This is a genomic window from Bradyrhizobium frederickii (assembly GCF_004570865.1).
Taxonomy (GTDB): Bacteria; Pseudomonadota; Alphaproteobacteria; order Rhizobiales; family Xanthobacteraceae; genus Bradyrhizobium; species Bradyrhizobium frederickii.
Window position 1 is genome coordinate 289,806 of the sequence record NZ_SPQS01000002.1, and the last position, 25,005, is coordinate 314,810.

Sequence of the window (25,005 nt, forward strand, 5' to 3'; positions counted from 1 at the left end):
CCACGAATTCTTAAAGCCCGCCCACGCGGCGCGTCCGTTCGGTAAAGACTTTCCTACTCAGCCGCCGCCCTCTAGGGTCGCCGCATCAACAAGAGAGAACATCGAAGGTTCCAAGGGGCTTCGGGGATGCAGCTAGCAGATAAGCATGAGGGGACGACGACAAAGGCCTTCGCCGGCCTCAGGGTCCTGGATTTTTCGACCACCATCGCCGGTCCGCACTGCGCGCGGATGCTGGCCGACATGGGCGCCGAGGTCATCAAGATCGAGACCGACGGCGGCGAGACGATGCGGACCCGGCCGCCGCTGCGCAAGGGCTGCAGCACCACGTTCGGCCAGCTCAATGTCGGCAAGAAGAGCGTGGTGCTCGACCTCAAATCGGAGGATGGCAAGGAGGCGGTCCGCCGGCTGGCCGCGACATCGGACATCCTGGTCGAGAATTTTCGCCCCGGCGTGATGCACCGGCTGCGGCTCGACTACGACAGGCTGCGCACCGTCAACCCGAGGCTGATCTATTGCTCGATCTCCGGCTACGGCCAGAGCGGCCCTTCGGCCGAGCTGCCGGCCTATGCGCCGGTGATCCATGCCGCCTCCGGCTACGACATGGCGCATCTGGCCTACCAGCCCGGCCGAAACCGCCCCGATTATTGCGGCATCTATCATGCCGACGTCGTCACCGGCACCTATGGCTTCGGCGCGATCGCGTCCGCGCTCTATCAGCGGACCGTGACCGGGCTCGGCCAGCATATCGACGTGTCCATGCTGGAATCGATGCTGTCGCTGACGCTGACCGAATTGCAGAGCGCGCAATTCGCCGTGAAGCCGCCGCCGCGCCCGATGTTCGGACCGACCGAGACGGCAAACGGCTACGTTATGATCACGGTCGCCAGCGAGAAAACGTTCCAGGGATTGATGGGCGTGATCGGCCACGGCGAATGGATCACCGACCCGCGCTTCTCGACCTATGCCGCGCGTCGCGAGAATTGGGCGGAGGTGATGGACGGGGTCGAAGCCTGGTCGCGGCAGCTCACGACCGATGCGTGTCTCGCTGCGCTCGGCACCGCCGGCGTGCCGGCTTCGGCCTATCGCACCGTGGCCGAGGCGCTGGCCGATCCGCAGCTCGCGCACCGGCAGGCGCTCACGTCCGTGCAGGACGAGGGCGGCGCCTTTCGGGTGCTCAACCTGCCGTTCCGGATGTCGGGCGCCGACACCGCGCCCGCCAGGACGATGGCCGTGCTCGGCGAGCATACCGATGCGCTGCGCGAGGAGATCGGCCTCGCCGACGATGCGCCAATTCCGACAGGCAAAACAGCCGCGACACGCTGAGCAACATTGCGCCGCACATGCGGCGTGTGATCTCGCGCGCGTTCCTCTTGCGGTGGCGCGCTTTTGTCGCCACTCTCGCCTCCAGTCATTCAGCGATCCGAAACATCGGACGAGGGATCCCGGGAGGAACCATGACGAAGATTGCTGCTGCGGCGCGCCAGCACGCGCCGATATTCCTCGCTGCGGCATTTGCCCTCCTTCCGCTGACTGGGCCTGCGCAGGCGCAGAAATCCGGCGGCAGCATCACCGTCGGCCAGGAGCTGGAGATTGCAGGCTTCGATCCGCTCAAGGTCGGGGTCTACGACACCTCGACCTTCACCGCTGCCGCCGCCATTTTCGACACGCTCACCACACTGGATGACAAGGGAGAGGCCGCGCCAAAGCTCGCGGTGTCCTGGACGCATTCCGACGACTATATGACGTGGACCTTCAAGCTGCGCGAGGGCGTGACTTTCCACGACGGCACGCCGTTCAACGCGCAGGCCTTCAAGGAGAATTTCGACCGCCAGAAGGATCCCGCCAACAAGTGCCGCTGCGCGTTCTACATCACCAACGTCAAGGAAGTGCTGGCGCCGGACGACTACACCCTCGTCTACAAGCTCACCGACCCTTCGGTGAATCTGCCGGCGGTGATCACGATCCAGAGCCAGAACAACGCGGTGCATTCGCCGACGGCCTGGAAGACCAAGGGCGACGACTACAATCGCAATCCCGTCGGCACCGGTCCCTACATCCTGAAGTCATGGACCGCCGGCGACCGCATGGTGCTGGAGAAGAATCCAAACTACTGGGACAAGGGCCGGCTCTATCTCGATCGCATCGTCTTAAAGCCGCTGCCCGACGCGCAGTCGCGCTTTGCTTCGCTGCAATCGGGCGAGGCCGACATCATCTGGGACGACGAGAACGACGCCGACAACATCATGAAGGCGCAGAAGGACTCCAAGCTCACGGTGCACACCTACAAGGGTTCGGGCGCGGCGGTCTACGCCTTCAACACCAAGGTCGCCCCGTTCGACGACGTCCGCGTGCGCCAGGCGCTGGTGATGGCGATCGATCGCCCGAAAATGTCGCAGGCGATCACCAACGGTCTGAGCCGACCCGCGAGCAATCCTTACGGTGACGGCTCCTGGGTGAAATGCAAGGACGACGGTGCGCTGCCGTTCGACGTCGAGAAAGCCAAGGCGCTGATCAAGGATTACGGCAAGCCGGTCGAGTTCAAGATGCTGGTGACCGCGACGCCGCGCGGGCGCATGGTCGGGCAGGTGCTGCAGCAGTTCTGGAAGCGCGTCGGCGCCAACATGGAGATCGAGCAGGTCGATCAGGCCACCATTCCCTCGCGCGCCTTCACCCGCCAGTTCCAGATGACGCCGTGGCGCATCGTCGATCTCGCCGATCCCGATCCGCAGATGTACGCGAATTTCCGCAGCGGCAGCCCGCTGGCACTCGCCGGATACTCAAACCCCGAGCTCGACAAGCTCCTGGACCATGCGCGCGTCACGGCCGACCTTGGCCAGCGCACCGAGGATTACTGCGCCATCAGTCGCCTGATCAACAAGGAGGCGATCTGGTTCTGGACCTTCCAGAACACCTATTACGCGCTGTCGAGCGCCAAGCTGAAAGGCTTCCCGAAGATGTACAACGGCGTGATCGACGTCTCGAGGACCTGGCTGGAATGATGGCGCGATGCTGAACTTCGTCGTTCGGCGGCTGCTTGCCATGCTGCCGGTGCTGCTCGCCGTCTCGCTGCTGACGTTCCTGATCGCCTCGCTGCTGCCGGGCGATCTCGCTCTCGTCATCCTCGGCGATCAGGCGACGCCGGAGAACGTGGCGGCGCTGCGCCGCGACATGGGGCTCGACCAGCCGCTGTGGTGGCGTTATCTCAACTGGCTCGGCCAGGTTCTGCAGGGCGATTTCGGCCGCTCGTTCCGCACCGGTCAGACGGTGTTGCAGGCGGTCGCCGAGCGTATTCCGGTCTCGCTGCAATTGATGCTGATGGCCGAGTTCCTCGGGCTCCTGATCGGCGTTCCTGTCGCGATCGCCTGTGCCGCGCGTGCCGGCGGCGCGTTCGATCGCTTCATGACCGGCAGCGCGTTCGCGATGCTGTCGATGCCGTCCTTCCTGGTGGCGATCCTGCTGATTTTTCTGTTCGCGGTCGAGCTGCACTGGCTGCCGGCGACCGGCTATGTGCCGTTCACCGAGGCGCCGCTCAGCAATCTGCGCTTCTTCGTGCTGCCCGCCCTGACGCTCGCCCTCGCCGAATGGCCGGGCATCATGCGGGTGCTGCGCTCCGACATGATCGCGACCTTGCAGGAGGACTATATCGCGCTCGCCAAGGCAAAAGGCCTCAAGCCCGCGCGTATATTGTTCGTGCATGCGCTGAAGCCGTCATCGCTGACCCTGGTGACGGTGACCGGCATCAATATCGGCCGTCTGCTCGGCGGCACGCTGATCGTGGAATCGATCTTCGCGCTGCCCGGCATCGGCCGGCTCCTGGTCGGGGCGATCTATACCCGCGACCTCGTCATCCTCCAGGGCGTGGTGCTGCTGGTCGCCTGCGGCTTCGTCATCGTGAATTTCATCGTCGACATGCTCTACGCCGTGCTCGACCCCAGGATCCGCCATGGTCACGCTTGAGCTCTCGCTGCAGGACGAGGCGGTGCCCGTGCCGGTCGGCCGCAAGCGCAAGCTCGGCCTGCTGTTCTGGATCGCGAGCGCCTGGCTCGCGATCATCCTCGCGCTCGCGATTCTCGCACCGCTGCTGCCGCTGCAGAATCCTGTCGACATGGACATGCTGGAGCGCCGCGCGGCGTTCTCTTCCGAACATTGGCTCGGCACCGACGGACTGGGCCGCGACGAGCTCGCCCGTCTGATTTTCGGCGCGCGCACCTCGCTGACGGTCGGGTTGATCGCACCGATGATCGGCCTTGCCATCGGCGGCGCGCTCGGCCTGCTCGCCGGCTATTTCCGCGGCCGGTTCGAGACAGTCGTGGTCGGCAGCATGGACGTGCTGCTCGCCTTTCCGCCGCTGATCTTCGCCCTTGCCGTGACCGCCTATCTCGGCCAGTCCGTCCCCAACCTCACCGTGATCCTCGGCGTGCTCGGCATTCCCGCCTTCATGCGCGTGGCGCGGGCGGCGACACTGACGCTGGCGCGGCGGGAATTCGTGATCGCGGCCGAGGCGCTCGGCGCCAGCCATGCGCGTATCCTGCTGCGCGAGCTGTTGCCGAACGTGATCCTGCCGCTGCTCGCCTTCTTCCTGCTCGGCGTCGCCGTCACCATCGTGGTCGAGGGGGCGTTGTCCTTCCTCGGCCTCGGCGTGCCGCCGCCGATGGCGAGCTGGGGCAGCATGATCGGGGAGGGGCGCGACAGCCTCGACGTCGCGCCGCGGCTGGCGTTCCTGCCGGCGGCCGGACTTTTCGTAACCGTGCTGGCCTTCAATCTGGTCGGCGACACCTTGCGGGCGCTGACCGATCCGCGGCAGGGGGCACTGTGAGCGCCCCGCTATTGACCATCGCGGACGTCACGGTCGAGCTGCCGACGCCGCGCGGCAATTTGCGCGCGGTGGATCATGTCGACCTGTCGCTGGAGGCGGGCCGCACGCTTGGCATCGTCGGCGAATCCGGTTGCGGCAAGACCATGCTGTCGCGCGCGGTCCTTCAGCTGTTGCCGAAGAAGGCAAAGCTCACGGGCCGCGTGATGTTCGACGGCCAGGATCTGGTGCGGCTCGCGCCGGAGAGCCTGCGGCGCCTGCGCGGCCGCGATCTCGCAGTCGTGTTCCAGGATCCCATGACCTCGCTCAATCCGGTGCTTACCATCGGTACGCAGTTGATGGAGACGATCCAGGAGCATCTCGAGCTCGATGCTCCGGAGGCACGGAAGCGCAGCATCGAGCTGCTGGCCGCCGTCGGCATTCCCGCGCCGGAGCAGCGGCTCGGGCAATATCCGCATCAATGCTCCGGCGGCATGCGCCAGCGCATCGCGATTGCGATCGCGCTGTCCTGCGAGCCGAAGCTCTTGATCGCGGACGAGCCGACGACCGCGCTCGACGTGACCATCCAGGCGCAGATCCTCGATCTGCTCGCACGCGAACAACGCCGCCGCCACATGGCGATGATCATCATCACCCACGATCTCGGCGTCGTCGCCGGCCGTGCCGACGAGGTCGCGGTGATGTATGCGGGCAGGGTGGCGGAGCGCGCGCCGACCTCGGCGTTGTTCAAGCGCATGCACATGCCCTACACGGAGGCGTTGCTGGCAGCGATTCCCAAGCTGGATGCGGCGCCGCATACGCCGCTGCCGGCCATCTCCGGCCGTCCGCCCGATCCGACGCGGCCGCTGCGTGGCTGCTCCTTCGCGCCGCGCTGCCGCTATGCCACCGGCCGCTGTCGTGAGGCCAAGCCGGCACTGACAAGCGCCGAGATGCCTGATCATCTCTATGCGTGCTTCCACCCGATCCAGATGGCGGAGGGAGTTGGCGCATGATGCAGCTTGCCGTGCGCGCCGAGCCGCTTCTGAACGTCGACAATCTCGTCGTCGAATATGGCCTCGGCAACAAGACGGTGCATGCCGTCTCCGGCGTCAGTTTTCAGGTCGCGCGCGGCGAGACGTTGGGGCTGGTCGGCGAATCCGGCTGCGGCAAGTCGACGCTGGGGCGCGCGGTGCTGCAATTGCGCCGGGCCAAATCCGGCCGCGTGCTGTTCGACGGCGAGGATCTCACCGCGATGGAAGGCGAGGCGCTGCGCAGGATGCGCCGCCGGGTGCAGCTGATCTTCCAGGATCCGATCGCGTCCCTCAACCCGCGCCGTCGCATCGGCGACATCGTGGCCGAGCCGCTGATCATCGCCGGCGTCAAGGATGCGGCCGAGCGCAAGCGCCGCGTCCATGAGGTGCTGTCGGCGGTCGGGCTCGATCCTGACCTCGTCGCAGGGCGATTGCCGCATGAGTTCTCCGGCGGGCAGTGCCAGCGCATCTGCATCGCACGGTCGCTCGTGCTCAATCCCGAGTTCATCGTCTGCGACGAACCGGTCTCGGCGCTCGACGTCTCCATTCGCGCGCAAATCCTCAACCTGCTCGAGGAGATGAAGGCGCGCTTCGGCCTGACCCTGCTGTTCATTGCGCATGATCTTGCGGTGGTCAAAGCGGTCAGCGACCGCGTCGCGGTGATGTATCTCGGCCGGCTTTGCGAGGTCGGCCCTTCCGAGCAATTGTTCGCGCGGCCGGCGCATCCCTATACGGAGTTGTTGTTGCAGGCGATCCCGGTGCCCGATCCGGACGTTCGTCCCGCCGAGAGTGTAGCCGGCGGCGAGCCGCCATCGCCGATTGCGCCGCCGTCCGGCTGCCGCTTCCGCACCCGCTGCCCGCGGGCCGATCAGCGATGCAGCGCGGAGATACCGGAGTTGCGCCAAGTCGCACCCGGCCAGTTCGCGGCTTGCCATCATCCGCTGGCCTGAACTAAGACCGGTTTGTCTCGCCTTGCCGGCCATGGCATGGTGGCGCGGCGACAAGAAGCATGCGGGAGGACGCCGATGAAGAGTTTCAAGGTTGCCGATTTCAAGGCGCCGCTGCAGGAGTTCGACGAGGCGACGCCGCAGCCGTCGGGCACGCAGGTGCTGATCAAGGTGAAGGCCGCTGGCGTCTGCCACAGCGATCTCCACATCTGGGAAGGCGGTTACGATCTCGGCCACGGCCGCAAGCCGCTCTCGCTGAAGGAACGCGGCATCAGCTTGCCGCTGACCATGGGCCACGAGACCGTCGGTGAAATCCTGGCGTTCGGCCCCGACGTGAAGCCGACCGACCAGGGCGAGCTGAAGATCGGCGATGTCGGGCTGGTTTATCCGTGGATCGGCTGCGGCAAGTGCGCCACCTGCCTTGCCGGTGACGAGAACATGTGCCTGACGCCGCGCTCGCTCGGCGTCTATTGCGACGGCGGCTATTCCGACCACATGCTGGTGCCGCACCCGCGCTATCTGCTCAATCTGAGAGGGCTCGACCCGGCGACCACCGCGCCCTATGCCTGCTCGGGCGTCACCACCTACAGCGCGCTGAAGAAGGTCGAGCAGCATTTCGACACGCCGATCGTGATGTTCGGCGCGGGCGGTCTCGGCCTGATGGCGCTGTCCCTGTTGAAGGCGATGGGCGGCAAGGGCGCGATCATGGTCGATATCGATGCCAGGAAGCGCGAGGCGGCGGAGAAGGCCGGCGCGCTCGCCACCGTCGACCCCAAGGCACCGGATGCGCTGGAACAGCTTGCCAGGAAGGCGGGCGGGCCGATCCGCGCCGTGATCGACCTCGTCGGCAACGCTGCGACGACGCAGCTCGGTTTCGATTGCCTCACCAAGGGCGGCAAGCTCGTCATCGTCGGCCTGTTCGGCGGCGGCGCGACCTGGGCACTGCCGCTGATTCCGATCAAGGCGATCACGATCCAGGGCAGCTATGTCGGAAACTTGCGCGAGACGCAGGAACTGCTTGAGCTCGTGCGCACCAAGAAGGTGCCGCCGATCCCGGTGACGACGGCCCCGCTCGCCAAGGCCAACGAGGCGCTGCTGCAATTGCAGCAGGGCGCGGTGGTCGGGCGCACGGTGCTGACGCCGTAACGAGTGCTGTTTGTTTCTCGTCATGGCCGGGCTTGTCCCGGCCATCCACGCCTTCCCATGGAAACGGCATCAAGACGTGGATGCCCGGGTCAAGCCCGGGCATGACGACTGAGAAAGTAGAAGCCCATGTCCGCAAATAACGCCTTCCACATTGCCGTGCTCGCTGGGGACGGTATCGGTCCCGAAGTCATGGCGCCCGCACTCGAGGTGCTGCGCAAGGTCGGCGAGAAATCAGGCCTCGGCTTCCGATTCACCGAGGCACCGGCAGGGGCGACCAATTATCTCGCGACCGGCAAGTCGATGCCGGATTCGACGATCAAGCTGTGTGAGCAGGCCGATGCGATCCTGCTCGGCGCCTGCGGGCTGCCGTCGGTGCGCTATCCCGACAATACCGAGATCGCGCCGCAGATCGAGCTGCGCTTCATCTTCGATCTCTATGCCGGCGTGCGGCCCGCGCGCCTCATTCCCGGCGTGCCGAGCCCGATCGTCGGTGCCGACCGGCGCGGCATCGATCTCGTCGTGATTCGCGAATCCACGGAAGGGCTGTTCGCGTCGATGGGCAAGGGCGTCGTCACCCACGAGGACGCGCGCGAGACCATGGTGATCACGCGTCGGACCTCCGAGCGGCTGTTCGAGTTTTCGTTTCGCCTGGCCGAGCGGCGCAAGGCGCGCGGCAAGCCGGGGATGCTCACCTGCGTCGACAAGGCGAACGTGTTCAAGGCGTTTGCCTTCTTCCGCGGCATCTTCGACGAGATCGCCAAGAAGCATCCTGACGTGAAGACCGACCGCCTCTATGTCGATGCCTGCTCGGCGATGCTGGTGAAGCGCCCCTGGGATTTCGACGTGATGGTGATGGAGAACATGTTCGGCGACATCGTCTCCGACATCACCGCGAGCCTGATCGGCGGCCTCGGCATGGCGCCCTCGGCCGACATCGGCGACAAGTACGCGGTGTTCCAGCCGTGCCATGGCACCGCGCCCGATATCATGGGGCAGGGCAAGGCCAATCCCACCGGCATGATCCTGTCGGCGGCGATGATGCTGGACTGGCTGGCGGACAAGCATGGCGTCGAGACCGCCGCGGAAGCGGGCGAGACGATCGAGCGGGCGGTGGATAAAGTTTATGCTGGCGGCATCAAGCCGATGGAGTTCGGCGGCAGCAACGGCACGGCCGACATCACCAAGGCGGTACTCGCGGCGCTGTAGTCTGCGCGTTTCACCTCTCTCCGCTTGCGGGGAGAGGTCGGATTGCGTCGAAGATGCAAGAGCAGACCGCCACTGCGGCTCGAGTTGATCGAAAGAAAGAGGCCCGCGGGCCCGCAGCAAGCTGCACGAGGAATTTAATCTTCCTGAATAGAGGTTCAGCTATTTGCCCTGGAACTTCGGCTTGCGCTTCTCCATGAAGGCTTGCCGGCCCTCGCGGAAATCCGCGCTGTCCATGCAGGCATGACCGATCGCCTTGATCGCTTCCACGTCGCGCTGGCTTTCGTCCTTCAGCACCTGCGCGATCGTGATCTTCGCGGCCTTGATCGCGAGCGGGGCGTTCTCGGAGATGGCCTGCGCGATCGTCATCGTCTCACCCCACAGTTCATCGATCGGGAACAAGCGCTCGACGAGGCCGATACGCAGCGCCTCCGCGGAATCGATGCGCATGCCCGTATACATCAGCAGCCGGGCCCAGGACGGGCCGACCAGCGACACCAGATGCTTCAAGCCGTCATAACCATAGGCGATGCCAAGCCGAGCTGCGGGAATGCCGAACTGGCTGCCGTGTGCGGCGAGGCGGATATCGGCGAGCATGGCGATCTGCATGCCGCCGCCGAGACAGAAGCCCTCGATGCAGGCGATGGTCGGCTTGGGAAAGTCGGCGAGCAGGGCGCGCTGGGCCGCGCTGCGCTTGGCGTATTCCTCGGACGCCGCCGCGTTATGGCGGGTCTTCTCGAACTGGCTGATGTCGGCGCCGGAGACGAAAGCCTGGCCGCCGGCACCGCGCAGGATCACGACGCGCACCGTCTCGTCGTCGCGCAAGGCCGTCAGCGCCCCGCCAAATCCCTCCCACATCTCCAGCGACATCGCGTTGCGCTTGTCGGGATTGTTGAAGGTTATCACGCCGACGCCGTCAGTGACGTGCTTGAGGATCTTGCCGTCGGCGTAGGAATTCTCACTGGAAGTGTCGGGCATCGCGCGCTCGCTTGTCATTGACAAGATGCAATGTGCTGCGGCGGCATCGCCGCGGTCAACGGCAACAGGCGAGGCAGCTTGCATCCGCCTGTGCCGCCATTGCATGACGGCGGTGCCGCTGCGTTCGCAAGACAGACGAACGACAGGGAAATTGACAACAAAAAGGGGCGGTCAGGCCGCCCCGAGAAGCGAAGGCCGCACGCGGAGAGCGCGCGGGCCAAGACGGACGCAAGGACATGCGATCCGGGTCTCGTTCAATCCGGCCGCGCCCCCGTGGCGCGGCGGATTGAAGATCGGCCGTAAAGGCAGATCGTCGGTCGATCTCAGCTTTCGTTCGCTGCGATCGATTCCATCAGCGAGACGAGCTGGCGCTGCACCGTCTGGTCCTTGATCTTGCTGTAGGCGCGCAGCAGGCGGAGGCTGAAGGCCGAATCGAGGAAGAGCAGGCTCTCGACTTCGCGCGCCTTGTTGTCGCCGTCGTAGAAGAAGGTCACCGGTACGTCGAGCGCGGAGGCGATCTGCTGAAGCCGAGCCGCGCCGACGCGATTGACGCCCTTCTCGTACTTCTGCACTTGCTGGAAGCTGACGCCGAGCTTCTCGCCGAGCTCGGCCTGCGAGATCTTCATCTCGACGCGCCGCAGGCGGATCCGCTTGCCAAGCTCGATGTCCGGCTTGCCGGCACTACGCTGCTTCATCCTCTTTGCCGCTGCTTTCATTTTCGTCTCACCTTTGTTCTTCGGTAGAAAATCCCCCGAAGAGCTGGGTCAGGGGTTCGCCCATATACGAGTCCTTGAATTCATGCGGGTGCACGAACTCTTCCTTAAACCACGGGAAACGAGCTGGACTGAAAGCTTCGATCAGCCAGTCGATCATGTGCCGCACGCGCGGAATACGGCCGCTACCGGGATGGTAGGACAGCCAGATATCCAGCGGTCGGTTCAGCTCGACCTCCAGTGGAATCAACTTCCCCCCAAGCGCAATGGCGTAGCTGGGGAAGACGCCGATGCCGGCGCCATTCGCGACCGCCCAATAGTTGGCGCTCGAGACATTGGTCTTCATGACCAGAAGGTCCCGTTCCGAAACGCCCGGGAAGAAGCTTTCGAAAGACTCCTTGGCGGCGAGCTGGTCGGCGAATTGCAGCACCAGGCGATGCTTGATCAATTCCGCGGCCGAACGCGGCGCGCCATGTTTTGCGATGTATTTCTCGGAGGCCCAGAACATCAGGTGCATGCGGCCGAGCCGCACCAGCTTGATGTCGAGGGCCGAGGGACGCGACAGATGGATGGCGACGTCGGCCTCGTGGCGCGAGACATCGGCCGAGCGCATCGCGCAATGCAGGTCGACCAGGATCTTCGGATAGGCCTGCTGAAACTCGACCAGGCGCGGGGCGAGCCAGAACGTGCCGAGCCCCTCAGTAACGGCGACCCGGACCTCGCCGGACAACGCGTTGGCCATCGAATCGCTGGCCCGCAGCACGTCGAAGGTGGCAGCCTCCATGCGCTCGACGGCGGACACCACCAGCGCGCCTTCATCGGTCAGATGGGTGCCGTGGACGTCGCGGGTGAATAGCGTGGTGCCGGTCTGGCGTTCGAAATCGTCGATCCGGCGGCGCACGGCGTTGATCGACAACGACAGGCGTTCGGCCGCCGACCGGAAGCTTCCGCATCGGACGACTTCAAGAAATATGCGGGCCGCATCCCAATCCGAGAGGCCGCTGAGATTTGTCTTTTGGCGTTCCGTCAGAGGAACGCCCCTTTCCGCCAAGGAGTGCATACAAGTCCTTTCGGACTGCTAAACTGGCAGAATCCAGCGCAAACCACAACCACTGCGGGTTGGGGATGATGAGTTTTGAACTGTCATCCTTACTATCTAGTGGGGTGGTATTTAGATGCTGGCATGGGCTGGGAATTGGGTGGATTGTCGCCCGCATAAGGGGTGTGGCGTGAGTTCCGTTGCGAGCCGTGAAAGGGCTGCGGGATTGCAGGCGCAGTCCGCGACGACCGTCTTTGCGCGCAAGCCGGCGTCGTATCCTTCAGTGGATCAATTGCAGCGCGCCAAGCGTTCGCTTCCGAACTGCTTCGCGCATCGCCAACAGCGCGACGCGGCGATGGTGGCCGGAACCGCAGTTCCGCGACAGAAACCCACCGAAATCAGGTTCAGAGGCGCAGTGGCCTCATGCTATCCTCGGTATTCCAGGGGTGCCGAGGGGGTCGTCACAATCACGTCTCGCAGGCCGAATTAACGGAAAGAACGCCGGTGTCGCATTCAGACGAACAGTTGCAGTCGGTGCTGGAAACGCTCGAGGAGTGCCGCAAGGTTCTCAATGCGTGCAACAGCCGGGAGTCGGCCGATCTGCTGTCCATAGTCATCCTCGACGTCAGGATGAAGCTCAAAGGAATAGACAGTGCCGATCTCAAGGCATTGTGCGACGAAATGCTGCGGAGCGCTGCGAGCGTGCCGCCGCCGCCTTCCAAGCAGACGCAGGACCAGCCCCGGCGTCCGCTGCTCCGCGTGGTGAAGTAGCCGCGCCGCCGAACCTCGCTTTTTGGCGAGATTTGTGCGCGTCTCGATGCCGCACCTGTGATCGCAGACGGCATCGGGAGGAGCCCTGGTTTCGTGCGCCTCTGTTGCGCATTCTCCGGCATCGGCTACACCAGAGCCGGTTCGGCTCCGGCCGGGCGCATTTCCCGCGCGCCGTACCGGTACCTGAGATGGCTCAGACGGCATCATGCAAAATGTTTCGATCCCGGCGGCGCTGATTGCCGGCCTCGTCAGCTTCCTTTCGCCTTGCGTCCTGCCGCTGGTCCCGCCCTATCTGATCTACCTCACCGGCGCCACGATCGAGCACGTCGAGAGCGACGAGCCGCCCTCGGCCTCCAAGCGCGCAATCCTGATGTCGGCGCTGCTGTTCGTGCTGGGCTTCTCCACGGTGTTCGTCGCGCTCGGCGCCAGCGCCTCGCTGATCGGCGGGCTGATCCGGGCCTGGTCGGCGGAGCTGTCGATCCTCGCCGGCATCGTCATTATCGTCATGGGCCTGCATTTCCTCGGGCTGACGCGCATCGGCCTGTTGATGCGCGAGGGACGGCTGCCGATCCCGAAGCCGGTCGGCCTGTGGGGCGCCTACATCATGGGGCTCGCGTTCGCCTTCGGCTGGACGCCCTGTATCGGCCCGATCCTCGCCGCGATCCTGTCGATCGCCGCGGCTGAAACCACGGTGACGAAGGGCGCGGGCCTGCTCGCGGTCTATTCCGCGGGCCTCGGCATTCCCTTCCTGATCGCCGCCCTGATGATCGAGCAGTTCTCGGCACTGTTCGCGCGTATGAAGGGCCACCTCGTCAATGTCGAGCGCGCCATGGGCGTCCTGATGGTGATCACCGGCATCGGTTTTCTCACCGGCGCGGTCTCGAATGTCAGCATCTGGCTGCTGGAGACCTTTCCAGCGCTGCAGACGATCGGCTAGCTCCCACTGGAACCGGGTTTTCACGGATGGAAACCTAGTGGAACCGTTGCGAACCGTCAGGCATGCTGCCTGAGAGCGGCAGGACCCCCAAACCTTTCCGATCCCGAGGCGTTGGAGGGAGCAGGGACAGCCGCATGGTGGGAGATCACGTGACCAAGACGGTGCGCCTAGAGCCCATATCGGGCAACGTGGCCCTGGTGGCCTGGCAATTCGTGGGACAGCCCTTGCAGGAGTGGCCGAGCTGGGTTCAGTCCAGTTGCTCGCTTCAGAAGGATGCCGAGGGAAAATTCGAGCTTCGGCACGAGCGGCGTAGCGGCACCCAGATCGTCTATCTCGGCGAGTGGCTGGTGCGAGATCTCGATGGCGGCGTCGACTTCTACACCGACACCGAGATCTGGGCGCGGTTCGCCGCGAAACGCTGAAGCGCGACGAGATCGCCGCGCATCGTGCGTCGCGCCTTAGTCTCACTTGCTCGAGCTTCGGGCGATCAAAAGCCCGTGTCGTCAGTGGGGCAAAAAGCCTCGCCGGCAGGACTCACCCACGAGATGCAATCTGTGGTAATATTTCCTTGTACTGCACCCTGAGGGGCAATTTTCAAAAGCGTATACTGAAACGGGAATTTCAACCCAATCGACAACTTCGTCGCCCCTCTCCCCACAGCATTTCAAGGCAGGAGCAAGCGATGGGAACCGAGGTCAACGTTCATCCCGGTCACGGCAAGGCCGGACGTCAGCCGACGCGACAATTTCTCGATACGCTTTCCGGGCACGACGACCCGGGCATGTTTGGTCGGATGTTTCCGACCCTGGAGCCGCTGGCCGTCGATGACGGTCCGCTCCATGAACTCGCCGATGCGATGAAGGACCCCAACCCCGGCGATCCCGCGGGAAACAATGCCAACGTACCGGCCGGCTTCACCTATCTCGGCCAATTCGTCGACCACGACATCACGCTCGACCTGACCTCCTTTGGCGAGAAGGAAGCCGATCCGACGGCGGTCACGAATTTTCGCACGCCCGCCCTCGACCTCGACAGCGTCTACGGTCTCGGTCCGGACGGAAGCCGCCATTTGTACGCGCGCAATTCGGCCAGCGACACCGGCAAGACTCCGGGTCCCAAGCTCCTGATCGGCAAGACCGTCAACGTCGATGACATCACCGGGGACCATCGCAACGACCTGCCGCGCAATCCCGAGGGGTTTGCCCTCATCGGCGATCATCGTAACGACGAGAATCTGCTGGTCGCGCAAACCCATCTTGCGATGCTGAAGTTTCACAACAAGGTCTGCGACCAGCTCGCGGCGTCGGGCAAGCCGCAGGGCGAGATCTTCGAGGAAGCGCGCCGGATCGTGACCTGGCACTATCAATGGATGGTCCTGCACGATTTCGTCGAGCGGATCACCGAAAAGGGGATCGTGGCGAAGATCCTCGAGCAGGGGCGGCGCTTCTACCGCTTCAAGAAGACACCCTACATGCCCGTCGAGTTTTCCGCGGCGGTCTATCGTCTTGGCCACAGCATGGTTCGCCAGGTCTATAGCCACAACCGGATCTTCACGCCGGGCGGCCTCGCTCCGGCGACGCTCGACCTGCTGTTCAGGTTTACCGGGCTCTCGGGCGGCATCATCGGCGATCTCGCGCCGAATCCGATCCAGCCACCGCTCCCGCTTCCGGTGCTTTCAAGCAACTGGATCATCGACTGGCGGCGCTTCTACCAGATCCTGCCGAACAATCCTCCGGGCGTGGGGTTCAATCCGTCGCGCAAGATCGATCCGTTCGTCGTGCCGCAGCTCCACACCTTGCCGGGCGATGGCGGCAGCCTGCCGTTCCGCAACCTCAAGCGCGGCGTGCTGTTGGGATTGCCGTCCGGACAGGACGTCGCCAAGGCCATGAAGATCAAGAATCCTCTGACCCCGGCCGAGATCTCGAAGGGGACCGACGGTGCCGTGGCGAGGAAGCATGGTCTGCACGAGCACACCCCGCTCTGGTACTACATCCTAAAGGAAGCGGAGCAGCGGGGCGGCGGCGAAAGGCTCGGACCGGTCGGGGCGACGCTGCTTGCCGAGGTCTTTGTCGGCCTCGTCCATGGCGATCACCAATCGTACCTCTGGCTCAAGGGCAAGAGCTGGAAGCCGACGCTTCCATCGCAAGTGCCGGGCGAGTTCACGATGGCCGACCTGCTGCGCTTCGTCGGTGATATCAGCCCGATCGACGGCATCTCGACCGTGTAGAATTTGATCCGGAACGCGCGAAGCGATTTCTCCGGAATGCCCGAACGATGAGCTCAAGCGCGATGACGATTTGTTCCGGTCTCATCGCGCTTGGGACGTCCGGCGATGTCCTCTCGTTCACCGCGCCTCGTCCAGCGTGCAGACCACCGTGCAGACCACGCCGCGCGGCAGGAAGTCGACGGTTGCTTCGCCGCCGAGCTGGTCGCGGGCGCTGCGCTCGATCAGGCGAGAGCCGAAGCCGCGCCGCACCGGCGCCGTCACCGGCGGTCCGCCGATCTCGGTCCAGATCAGCCGGAGCCGCGGCTTCGGCGCATCGGTGACGACCTCCCAGTCCAGCGTCACCCGCCCGGTCTCGTTGGACAGCGCTCCGTATTTCGCGGCGTTGGTGGCGATCTCGTGCACGATCATCGACAGCACCACGGCGAGCCGCGGCGACAGCGGCACGGCAGGACCGGCCATGCGGATGCGGTCGGGGCCGTTCAGCAGGAATGGCTGAAGCGCGCGTGCGATCACGTCGCGGAGCTCGGAGCCCGCCCATTTCTCCTGGCTCAGCAGGTTGTGCGCTTCGGCCAGCGCGCCGAGCCGGCCCTCGAACTTGATCCGCTCGTCCCGGCTGGCGCTGCGGAAAGTCTGCACCGCGATCGCCTGCATCAAGGCCAGTGTGTTCTTGACGCGATGGTTGAGCTCGTCGATCAACAGATCGTGCAGCATCTCGCCGCGTGCGATCGTGGTCGCCATCCTGACGGCGAAGGTCAAGCCGGTCAGCAGCAGGATGCCGCCGATCAGGCTGGTGATCGCGATGTTGCGCCAGAGCGGCGCGATCAGCGAGCTCTCGGCGACGCCTGCCACGACGGTCCAGCCGGTCAGGGGCGACTTGGTAAAGGCAGAGGATAGCGGCACCCCGTCGAGCGAGACGGTCGAAAGGGCGGCCTCCGACATGCGGGACATCGCATCGTAGAGCGCCCCGGAAGCCTGCTTGCCGACCGTCTCGTTCGGGTTCGGTGCGCGCGCGAAGACGATGCCCTTGGTGTCGAGCAGGGATACGGTCCAGAGCTGGTCGGGCCGTTGCTTTTCCACCAGCTCCTGGAAAATGCCGATGGGTGGACTGAAGCAGAGGTCGTAGATCACCTCGCCGTCGCGGAACACCGGAACCTCGACGGTGAGCATCTGCCGCCCGCTGATCGCGCCGATGAACAGGTCGGAATATTGGGGCGACCTGTTTGTAAACACTCTCTCGATCGTCTCGAGATGGCCGCGCGGCGGCAGGCTTGCGGTGTCCTCCGTCGCAGAGGAAAACAACAGCCGGCCCTTGCGGTCGGAGATCAGCACCAGACCGCCTTTGCCATATTGCTCGACGAACCCGAGCGCGATGCGGCGGAAGGTCTGGAAATCGTCGTGGCGCAGGGAATTGGTCAATGCGAGCACCTGCAGGCCGCCGGTCATGCGCTGAACCTCGGAGTCCAGGACGAGGCGCATGCTTCGCACGTTCGCCACCACCCGGCGCGTCGCGTCGCTGCGGTCCTGCCAGTAATTATAAACGGCAATGCCGACCGCAAAGACGATCAGCGGCAACATCGTTCCCGTGACCAGAAGAGCGAGCCGGACCGGCAGGGTAAGCTTTGACAAGCGCGGGCGTCCCGGTTCCAGCGCAGCGGCGCCGGATTATGATTTTGGGAGGACCATACGGGTGCGACTTGCGCGGCGCCACGATTTTCGCATCCGCAGGTCGTCGGATGTCCGAAGAAGGCAGCCGAGCCGCGTGCCCGCAGCGGCCCGAGTTGCAGTGCAGCAGGTGGTGGCGGGGGGCCCTGCGACGAAGGAGTACCCCCAGCGCAGGCGAAATGACTTCCGTCCTGCCGAGGTTTTTCATACGCTTCCTTTCGCAAGCCGCATACCGGCTGCACTCACGGCCCGGCGACAGGGTCGGAGCATCAAAGGGAGGGGAGACGATGAGGCGAAGGTCATTTCTCGCTGGTATCGGCGCGACCACTGCGGCGGCTACGATTGGCATGCCGTCGATCCTCAGGGCGCAAGCGCCGGTCACGCTGAACGGCGCCGTGCAGTTCAACGACGACCACGCCTTCAACCGGGCTCTGCTCCGGTTCGAGGAGCTGGTGAAGAAGTATTACGGCAAGCCCGTCAATTTCACCCTGCACAGGAACTCTTCGCTCGGCCTCGAGAAGCAGTATTTCGAGTACATGTCGCAGGGCAAGGCGGTGGATTACGGCATCGTTTCGCCGGCGCACATGTCGACCTTCGCCAAGGCGGCCCCGTTCATCGACGCGCCCTTCGTGTTCAAGGGCATCGAGCACATGAACAAGGTGGTCGAAGCCAATATCCTGGCGCCGATCGCCGACGAGGTCGCGGCGAAAGCCGAGGTCGTCCTGATCGGTTACGCGGGCGGCGGCATCCGCAACATCTTCGCCAACAAGCCGCTCAAGAACCTGGCCGATCTCAAGGGGCTCAAGGTCCGCGTGCAGGGCGCACCGATCTGGTCGAAGACCTTCGCGGCGGTCGGCATGAGCCCGACGGTGATCGCCTATAACGAGATCTACAACGCGATCCAGAACGGGGTGATCTCGGCCGGTGAAAACGAGGCGGCCGGCGTCGAGGCCATGAAGTTCTACGAAGTGGCCCCGCATCTCAACCTGACCCAGCACGCGGTGTCGATCCGGCCGATCTGCTTCTCGGTGAAGACGCTGAAGACGTTGCCGAAGGATTTGCAGGACGCGATCATGAAGGCCGGCAAGGAGGCCGGCGATTACGGCCGTCAGCTCGAGTCGAGCGAGGAGGTCGTCAAGCTCGACACGCTCGAGAAGGCCGGCAAGCTCAAGCGCGTCCCCTTCGAGGAGCGGGACGCCATGAAGAAACTCGCCGACCCCGTGATAGCCACCTACGCCAAGGAAATCGGCGCGGAAGGCATTTTCGAGAAGATCAACGCCGTCTGAGGTTTTGCGTCCGCCGACAGCAGCCCCGGGCAGGCCCCGCTTCCTGCCCGGACGTGGCGGATGTTCTGCCGCTGGGAGTCCCAATGCCTGAAATGCCCGTCCCGTCCACACCGTCGCTGTGGCGCCGCGTCACGGCGGCCTATGCCAAGTTGCTGGAATTCCTGCTGGCCGCCTGCGTCGGCATCCTCGTTGTTCCGGTCACGCTGCAAATCATCTCACGCTACACGCCGTTCATTCCGTCCTACATCTGGACCGAGGAAATGGCGCGCTTCCTGTTTGTCTGGACGATCATGATCGGTGCCATGGTCGGCGTGCGCGAAGCCCAGCATTTCGAGGTCGACGTGTGGCCCGACCTGTCGCGGCGGTCGGAGGCTGCGGTGCGGATCCTGGCGCGTCTCGGCATATTGGCGCTGGCGCTGGTGTTCGTAACGGCGGGCCTCGAGTTCACGCGCTTTGCCTGGAACAGAACGTCGGAGCTGGCGGATCTGCCGCTTTGGCTGATTCACGTGGCTTGGCCTGTTGCCGGCGTAACGTGGATCGTCTTCGCGGGCGAACAGATCATCGATGAAATGCGCGTTGTGGTCGGGGCAAGGCAATGAGCGGCAATGTACTCTCCGCCGGACAGGCCGCGATGGTGCTGTTCGGGGTCTTCGTCGGCCTGCTGATCGTGCGCGTGCCGGTCGCTTTCGCGCTCGGCCTTGCCTGCGTGCCGATCCTGCTGATCGAGCCGCATCTGTCTTTGATGATGCTCGCGCAGGAGACCTTCAACGCCTACAATTCATTCATCCTGCTGGCGGTGCCGTTCTTCCTGCTGACGGCGAACCTGATGAGCATCGGCGGCATCACCGAACGCCTGGTGGCGTTGTCGCGCTCGATGGTCGGGCACTGGCCGGGATCGCTGGCGCAGATCAACGTCGTGCTGTCGGTGTTCTTTGCCGGCATTTCGGGCTCCTCGACGGCCGATGCGGCGAGCCAGTCCAAGATCTTCATCGATGCCCAGACCAAGGAAGGCTACGACCTCTCGTTCTCCATCGCGATCACCGCGGTGTCCGCCGTGCTTGCAGTCATCATCCCGCCGTCGATCCTCATGATCGTATGGGGCGGCCTGATCTCGACCTCGATTGCGGCGATGTATCTGGCCGGCATCGTGCCGGGCCTGCTGATCGCGGGTGCGCAGATGGCGACGGTGCACGTCTATGCCGTGCGCCGCGGCTACCCGACCTATCCGAAGTCGACCTGGGTCGAGATGCGATGCGCCATCTGGAGGTCGATACCGGCGCTGATGACGCCGTTCATCATCGTCGGCGGCATCCTGCTCGGCTGGTTCACCGCGACCGAGTCGGCCTGTGTCGCCGTGCTCTATTCCGTGGTGCTCTCGGCGTTCTTTTACCGCGAGACGGGGATCCGCGAGTTGTACAAGGCCTTGCTCGACACCGGCAGGCTTGCAGGCGTGGCGCTGTTTTGCGTCGGCACCGCGAGTGCGTTCGGCTGGCTGCTCGCCTATTACAAGATCCCGCAGGAGCTGCTGGCCAACGTCTCGACATGGGGCATGGGCGCCGTTGCGGCCGGCTTCTTCATCTCCTTCTGCTTCCTGGTGGTGGGCTGCTTTCTCGACGCCATTCCGGCCATCATCATCGTCGGCACCGTGCTGGAGCCGCTCGCCAAGTCGGTCGATCTCCATCCGGTCCAGTTCGCGATCATTTCCATCGTGTCGCTGGCCTTCGGACTGGTGACGCCACCCTATGGCCTGTGTCTGATGATCGCCTGCTCGATCGCGGGCGTACGGCTGCGCTATGCGCTGAAGGACACGCTGATCATGCTGATCCCGATGCTGCTGGTGCTCGCGGCCGTCATCGTCTGGCCGAGCGTGTCGCTGTTCCTGCCGCGTCTGATCGTGCCGGAGATGCTCAAATGAGCCTCGGCAAATCAGCTTCCGAGAGCGCGATCCCGCGGACGACGGCCGCGGGACCCGGGCCATTGGCTACAGATTGCTCTCGGTGATCGCGGCGTAGACCATGCTGCGCAGCTCGCGCCGGATCGGGTAGGCGCTCGACGGCAGCACCTGCGTCATGAAGATCGCAATCAGCTCCTCGGCCGGATCGATCCAGAACGAGGTGGTGGCCGCGCCGCCCCAATTGTATTCGCCGGGGCTGCCGGCGATCAGCGTCTCGGCCGGGCGCATCGTCACGGCAAAGCCGAGGCCGAAGCCGATGCCATTATAGGTCGCTTCGGAGAACAGCGAGCGGGATACCTCCGGCAGCGCATGGCCGCCCGGAATGTGGTTGGTCGTCATCAACGCCAGCGTCTTCGGTCCGATCAGCCTGACACCGCCGAGCTCGCCGCCGTTGAGCAGGGCGCGGCAGAAGGTGAGATAGTCGGCAACCGTCGAGCACAGCCCGCCGCCGCCGGAGATGAACGAGGGCGGGGTGAGGAACGAGCTCGTCGCCGGATCGTCCTGAAGCGTCAGGCCCTCGCGCCGCTGGCCGGCGTGGAAGGTCATGCCGCCGCCGGGATCGGCGGAATAGCAGGCGGCGAAACGATGCGCCTTCGAAGCGGGCACATGGAAATCGGTGTCGGTCATGCCGAGTGGGTCGAGGATGCGTGATTTAAGGAACTGCTCGAAAGGCACCCCGGAGATCTTGCCGATGAGATAGCCGAGCACGTCGGTCGAGACCGAATAGTTCCAGGATTCACCGGGGGAGAATTCCAGCGGGATCTTGGCCAGGCCTTCGATCATGGTCTGCAGCGTGCCCGACTTCTCGACTTCGCCGATCTTTTCAGTGCGATAGGCGGCATCGACATTCGAGCGCTGCTGGAAGCCGTAAGTCAGGCCGGAGGTGTGGCGCAGGAGGTCGACGATCAGCATCGGCCGGGACGGCGGCCGGGTCAGGAAGGCCGGGTAGGTGCCGGCGACGAAGACGCCGAGATCCTTCCATTCCGGAATGTACTTGGCGACGGGCTCGTCGATCGCGACGAGGCCTTGCTCGACCAGCATCATGAAGGCGACGCTGGTGAGCGGCTTGGTCATGGAATAGATGCGGTAGATGGTGTCGTCCTTCACCGGCAGCTTGCGCTCGACATCGGCAAGGCCCTGGACCGAGCTGTGCGCGACCTTGCCGCGGCGGTAGACCAGAAGATGCGTGCCCGGGAAGCGGCCGGCATCGATGTACCGGCTCTTCAGATGCGCATCGATGCGGTCGAGCGCGGCCTTGGACATGCCGACGGATTCGGGCGAGGCGGGGGTGGGCGCGAGCATCAGTTTCCTCCGGGCAGTTCTTTCGGTTCGTTGATAGCGAAATGACGGCCTCATTCCAAGCCGCTCGCGCTTAACGCAGGGGGCCCGGCTGGTGTAGGCTGCCCTCTGGAACGCCTCCAAGGAGCCCCCGGGGGCGAACGAGAAGAACACAGGGCAAGCCATCATGACCCAGTTCAACGAGACCGATCTTACCGAAGCCGTCGTCAAGAGCTTCGACAGCACCCCCAATCCCCGCGCGAAATTCCTGCTCCAGGAATTGGTGAAGTCGCTGCACGATTACGTGAGCAAGACCGGCCTGACCTTCGAGGAATGGGACTACGCCATCGATTTCCTGACCCGCACCGGGCAGAAATGCACCGACACGCGCCAGGAATTCATCCTCCTGTCCGACGTGCTCGGCGTGTCCATGCTGGTCGACGCGGTCAACCATCGCGACCGCGAGGGCGCGACACAGACCACCGTGCTGGGCCCGTTCTATGTCGGCGAGCACAAGGTGACCGCGCACGGCACCGACATCTCGCCGCACAACCAGACCGGCGAGAAGATGTTCGTGCAAAGCCGCGTTACGGATCTGAAGGGCAAGCCGCTCGCCAACGTCCCCGTCGACGTCTGGCATGCCGATGATGACGGCTTCTACGATTCACAGAAACCGAACTATGACGAAGTCGGCGCCTCGGCGCGGGCGCGCTTCATCACCGACAATGACGGCCGCTTCTTCTTCCGCACCATCCTGCCTTGCAGCTATCCGATTCCGACCGACGGCCCGGTCGGCGAGATGATCGTACAGACGGGCCGCCATCCGATGCGCCCCGCGCATGTGCACTTCCTGGTCAATGCCAAGGGCTTTGAGCCGCTGATCACCCACGTCTTCATCGGCGGCGACAAATATCTGGATTCCGACGTGGTGTTCGGCGTGAAGGACGATCTCATCGCCAAGGTCGAGCCGCGCAACGACCCTGAAATGCCGGACGGCACGAAGGCGAGCGGGACGTGGCACCTGATGACTTACGAATTCCACCTCAAGCCCGGCGGCGGCATGGCGCCGAAGCCGCTGGGGGTGAAGGCGACCGAGCCGGCGTGAGGGCTCGGTATTTCCGTCATCCCCCGATGTAGGCTGCCAACTCGTCGGGCGTTCCCTTCGGAAAGGCCTCCTTCAGATAATCGAGGAAGGCGGAGACGCGCGCACTGAGCAATCGCCGCGAGGGATAGAGCGTCCATAGGGTGATGTCGGATCTCTCGACATCACCCCAGCGGACCAGTGTGCCGGCGGCGAGATCGTGGCTGACGAGCGACAAAGGCAGCCGTGCGACGCCGATGCCGGCTCGAATGGCGTCGCGAACCATCATCAGCGAAGACAGGCGAAGCACGGGATCGACCGCTATGCGCGACGTGCCGCTTGGTCGCCTGATGTCCCAGGCCGCACCATCGTCCACCGTTCCGCGCACGACGGCTGGAACGGCGAGATGGCCATTTGGCCGCTTTAGCGTGGGGCTGGCTACGACCACCAGTCGGTCGCGCAAGAAGATGCGGCCGACCAGGCTTTCATCCGGATCGGGATTGACCCGGATCGCGAGGTCGAAACCTTCCTCGATCATATCGACGTACCGATCATCCGTGGTGACTTCCAGTCGGACCTGCGGATGCCTGAGCGCGAAGCCGGCCGCGAGACGGCCCATGGCGGTTTGGGAAAAGAGCATGGGAGCGCTGATCCGCAATCGGCCCTTGGGCTTGTCCCCGCCCGCAGCGATCGCTGCCGCTGTCTCGTCGAGCTCGGTGAGGAGTGCGCCGGTCCGCTCGTAGAGCGCGCGTCCTTCCTGGGTCAGCTTGAGAGTGCGCCCGCCGCGTTCGAAGAGGCGCAAATCGAGGCTATTCTCGAGTTCGGACACGCGCCGGGACAAGGTCGCTTTCGGACGTCCCGCGGCGCGCGCGGCCTTTCCGAACCCTCCATGCCGGGCGACGAGATTGAAGTCGGCAAGCGCAAGCAATTCCATCTGTTCCATCCATGAGACGATCTGTCCAAATATAGCGGCTATCGGCTCGCATGTGGATCGCTAATTTCCGGGTGTCTCAACAACCAAACCGGAGAAATCTCATGACTATCCTCGTTACCGGCGCAACCGGCACGATTGGCCGCCAGGTCGTCGAGCAGCTCGTCAAGCGTGGCGCCGATGTGCGCGCTCTGGTCCGGGATCCCGCGAAGGCCAACCTGCCGGCCGGCGTCGCCGTCGCCCAGGGCGACTTGCTGGACGTCGAGTCCCTGCGCAACGCGCTCTCTGGCGTCTCGACGCTGTTTCTGCTCAACGCCGTGGTGCCGGAGGAATTTACTCAGGCGCTGACTGCGCTCAATCTTGCCCGCGAGGCCGGCATCGAGCGCATGGTCTATCTGTCGGTCATTCACAGTGACCGCTACGTGAACGTGCCGCACTTCGCCGGCAAGTTCGGCGTCGAGCGCATGATCGAGCAGATGAGCTTCAACGCGACCATCCTGCGCCCCGCCTATTTCATGAACAACGAGCTCATGATCAAGGAGGCCGTCACAGGATACGGCGTTTACCCCATGCCGATCGGCAGCAAGGGACTTGCGATGATCGACGCGCGCGATATCGGCGAGATCGCGGCGATCGAGTTGATCCGCCGCGAGAGGTCCGCCACGCCGCTTCCGCTCGTGCGACTCAATCTCGTTGGTCCCGATACCATCACCGGTGCCAAGGCTGCCGCAATCTGGTCGGACGTGCTCGGGCGCACGATCGCCTATGGCGGTGACGACACCGCGGGCTTCGAGAAGAACCTCAGACGTTTCATGCCCAGCTGGATGGCCTTCGACATGCGGGTGATGAGCGAGCGCTTCCTCACGGAGGGAATGATTCCCGAGGCCGGCGACGTCAAGCGTCTGACCGACATGCTAGGCCGTCCCTTGCGCTCCTATCGCGATTTCGTCGCCGAGATCGCGGCGTCCCTCTGAGGGCTGGCATGAGGGCGCGTGGCTGCGTCGCTCGCCATCCATGCTGGTCGACGCG

23 protein-coding genes are annotated in these 25,005 nt (G+C 64.4%); 17 read left to right on the plus strand and 6 right to left on the minus strand.

Going from position 1 to position 25,005, the window contains the following annotated elements; all coding sequences use genetic code 11:
- Positions 1 to 126: 126 nt before the first annotated feature.
- The 8 genes from E4K64_RS04155 to E4K64_RS04190 all read left to right on the plus strand — a co-directional run bounded on the left by E4K64_RS04155 (position 127) and on the right by E4K64_RS04190 (position 9,122).
- On the plus strand, positions 127 to 1,323 hold the full coding sequence (locus E4K64_RS04155; RefSeq protein ID WP_135162299.1) for a CaiB/BaiF CoA transferase family protein: 1,197 nt from the start codon (positions 127 to 129) through the stop codon (positions 1,321 to 1,323).
- 131 nt (positions 1,324 to 1,454) lie between these two features.
- Positions 1,455 to 2,999: an ABC transporter substrate-binding protein gene (locus E4K64_RS04160; protein WP_135162300.1), complete on the plus strand. Its 1,545-nt coding sequence runs from the start codon at positions 1,455 to 1,457 to the stop codon at positions 2,997 to 2,999.
- 7 nt (positions 3,000 to 3,006) lie between these two features.
- Positions 3,007 to 3,957: an ABC transporter permease gene (locus E4K64_RS04165; protein ID WP_135162301.1), complete on the plus strand. Its 951-nt coding sequence runs from the start codon at positions 3,007 to 3,009 to the stop codon at positions 3,955 to 3,957.
- Positions 3,944 to 4,816 carry an ABC transporter permease gene (locus tag E4K64_RS04170; protein WP_135162302.1) on the plus strand — a complete coding sequence of 291 codons (873 nt, stop codon included), beginning with the start codon at positions 3,944 to 3,946 and terminating at the stop codon, positions 4,814 to 4,816. Before E4K64_RS04165 ends, E4K64_RS04170 begins: the two co-directional genes overlap by 14 nt.
- On the plus strand, positions 4,813 to 5,805 hold the full coding sequence (locus E4K64_RS04175; RefSeq protein WP_135162303.1) for an ABC transporter ATP-binding protein: 993 nt from the start codon (positions 4,813 to 4,815) through the stop codon (positions 5,803 to 5,805). The genes E4K64_RS04170 and E4K64_RS04175 overlap by 4 nt, the downstream gene beginning before the upstream one ends.
- The gene (locus tag E4K64_RS04180) at positions 5,802 to 6,773 is read left to right on the plus strand and encodes an ABC transporter ATP-binding protein (protein WP_135162304.1); all 972 of its coding nucleotides are present in this window, start codon (positions 5,802 to 5,804) and stop codon (positions 6,771 to 6,773) included. The genes E4K64_RS04175 and E4K64_RS04180 overlap by 4 nt, the downstream gene beginning before the upstream one ends.
- A 75-nt stretch (positions 6,774 to 6,848) precedes the next feature.
- Positions 6,849 to 7,916: an alcohol dehydrogenase gene (locus E4K64_RS04185; protein WP_135162305.1), complete on the plus strand. Its 1,068-nt coding sequence runs from the start codon at positions 6,849 to 6,851 to the stop codon at positions 7,914 to 7,916.
- Between the two features lie 126 nt (positions 7,917 to 8,042).
- Entirely contained in the window at positions 8,043 to 9,122 is a 1,080-nt protein-coding gene (locus E4K64_RS04190; protein WP_135162306.1) for an isocitrate/isopropylmalate dehydrogenase family protein, read from the plus strand.
- A 159-nt stretch (positions 9,123 to 9,281) separates the two neighbouring features.
- On the opposite strand, the gene E4K64_RS04195 is transcribed toward E4K64_RS04190, so the two are convergent.
- The 3 genes from E4K64_RS04195 to E4K64_RS04205 form a co-directional block, all read right to left on the minus strand.
- On the minus strand, positions 9,282 to 10,097 hold the full coding sequence (locus tag E4K64_RS04195) for an enoyl-CoA hydratase (protein WP_135162307.1): 816 nt from the start codon (positions 10,095 to 10,097) through the stop codon (positions 9,282 to 9,284).
- Between the two features lie 323 nt (positions 10,098 to 10,420).
- Positions 10,421 to 10,792, minus strand: a complete 372-nt coding sequence (locus E4K64_RS04200; protein ID WP_020608151.1) for a helix-turn-helix domain-containing protein — start codon at positions 10,790 to 10,792, stop codon at positions 10,421 to 10,423.
- Positions 10,793 to 10,820: 28 nt separating this feature from the next.
- Complete coding sequence (locus tag E4K64_RS04205; RefSeq protein ID WP_135162308.1) at positions 10,821 to 11,870, minus strand: LysR family transcriptional regulator; 1,050 nt, start codon at positions 11,868 to 11,870, stop codon at positions 10,821 to 10,823.
- A gap of 483 nt (positions 11,871 to 12,353) precedes the next feature.
- Between E4K64_RS04205 and E4K64_RS04215 the strand changes: the two genes are divergently transcribed.
- The 4 genes from E4K64_RS04215 to E4K64_RS04230 all read left to right on the plus strand — a co-directional run bounded on the left by E4K64_RS04215 (position 12,354) and on the right by E4K64_RS04230 (position 15,784).
- Entirely contained in the window at positions 12,354 to 12,620 is a 267-nt protein-coding gene (locus tag E4K64_RS04215) for a hypothetical protein (RefSeq protein WP_135162310.1), read from the plus strand.
- A 205-nt stretch (positions 12,621 to 12,825) separates the two neighbouring features.
- The gene (locus tag E4K64_RS04220) at positions 12,826 to 13,557 is read left to right on the plus strand and encodes a cytochrome c biogenesis CcdA family protein (protein ID WP_126256532.1); all 732 of its coding nucleotides are present in this window, start codon (positions 12,826 to 12,828) and stop codon (positions 13,555 to 13,557) included.
- Between the two features lie 149 nt (positions 13,558 to 13,706).
- Positions 13,707 to 13,979 (plus strand): hypothetical protein, encoded by a 273-nt coding sequence (locus tag E4K64_RS04225; RefSeq protein ID WP_126256759.1) that lies wholly within the window; start codon positions 13,707 to 13,709, stop codon positions 13,977 to 13,979.
- 260 nt (positions 13,980 to 14,239) lie between these two features.
- Entirely contained in the window at positions 14,240 to 15,784 is a 1,545-nt protein-coding gene (locus E4K64_RS04230) for a peroxidase family protein (RefSeq protein WP_135162311.1), read from the plus strand.
- 117 nt (positions 15,785 to 15,901) lie between these two features.
- Here the strand turns inward: E4K64_RS04230 and E4K64_RS04235 are convergent, their stop codons facing one another.
- Positions 15,902 to 17,359, minus strand: coding sequence for a sensor histidine kinase (locus E4K64_RS04235; RefSeq protein WP_135162544.1), 1,458 nt, complete (start codon positions 17,357 to 17,359; stop codon positions 15,902 to 15,904).
- 374 nt (positions 17,360 to 17,733) lie between these two features.
- On the opposite strand from E4K64_RS04235, the gene E4K64_RS04240 reads away from it, so the two are divergent.
- The 3 genes from E4K64_RS04240 to E4K64_RS04250 all read left to right on the plus strand — a co-directional run bounded on the left by E4K64_RS04240 (position 17,734) and on the right by E4K64_RS04250 (position 20,647).
- Entirely contained in the window at positions 17,734 to 18,732 is a 999-nt protein-coding gene (locus E4K64_RS04240) for a TRAP transporter substrate-binding protein (RefSeq protein ID WP_135162312.1), read from the plus strand.
- 83 nt (positions 18,733 to 18,815) lie between these two features.
- Positions 18,816 to 19,331, plus strand: a complete 516-nt coding sequence (locus tag E4K64_RS04245) for a TRAP transporter small permease (RefSeq protein WP_135162313.1) — start codon at positions 18,816 to 18,818, stop codon at positions 19,329 to 19,331.
- On the plus strand, positions 19,328 to 20,647 hold the full coding sequence (locus E4K64_RS04250; RefSeq protein WP_135162314.1) for a TRAP transporter large permease: 1,320 nt from the start codon (positions 19,328 to 19,330) through the stop codon (positions 20,645 to 20,647). Before E4K64_RS04245 ends, E4K64_RS04250 begins: the two co-directional genes overlap by 4 nt.
- 66 nt (positions 20,648 to 20,713) lie before the next feature.
- Here E4K64_RS04250 and E4K64_RS04255 read toward each other — a convergent pair whose 3' ends face one another.
- Entirely contained in the window at positions 20,714 to 21,988 is a 1,275-nt protein-coding gene (locus E4K64_RS04255; protein ID WP_126256527.1) for a serine hydrolase domain-containing protein, read from the minus strand.
- A 163-nt stretch (positions 21,989 to 22,151) separates the two neighbouring features.
- Between E4K64_RS04255 and E4K64_RS04260 the strand changes: the two genes are divergently transcribed.
- Positions 22,152 to 23,069, plus strand: a complete 918-nt coding sequence (locus E4K64_RS04260; RefSeq protein ID WP_135162315.1) for an intradiol ring-cleavage dioxygenase — start codon at positions 22,152 to 22,154, stop codon at positions 23,067 to 23,069.
- Positions 23,070 to 23,085: 16 nt separating this feature from the next.
- On the opposite strand, the gene E4K64_RS04265 is transcribed toward E4K64_RS04260, so the two are convergent.
- Entirely contained in the window at positions 23,086 to 23,979 is an 894-nt protein-coding gene (locus tag E4K64_RS04265) for a LysR family transcriptional regulator (RefSeq protein WP_135162316.1), read from the minus strand.
- Between the two features lie 101 nt (positions 23,980 to 24,080).
- Here E4K64_RS04265 and E4K64_RS04270 point away from each other — a divergent pair, with 101 nt between their 5' ends.
- On the plus strand, positions 24,081 to 24,950 hold the full coding sequence (locus E4K64_RS04270; protein ID WP_135162317.1) for an SDR family oxidoreductase: 870 nt from the start codon (positions 24,081 to 24,083) through the stop codon (positions 24,948 to 24,950).
- The last annotated feature ends 55 nt before the right edge of the window (positions 24,951 to 25,005 follow it).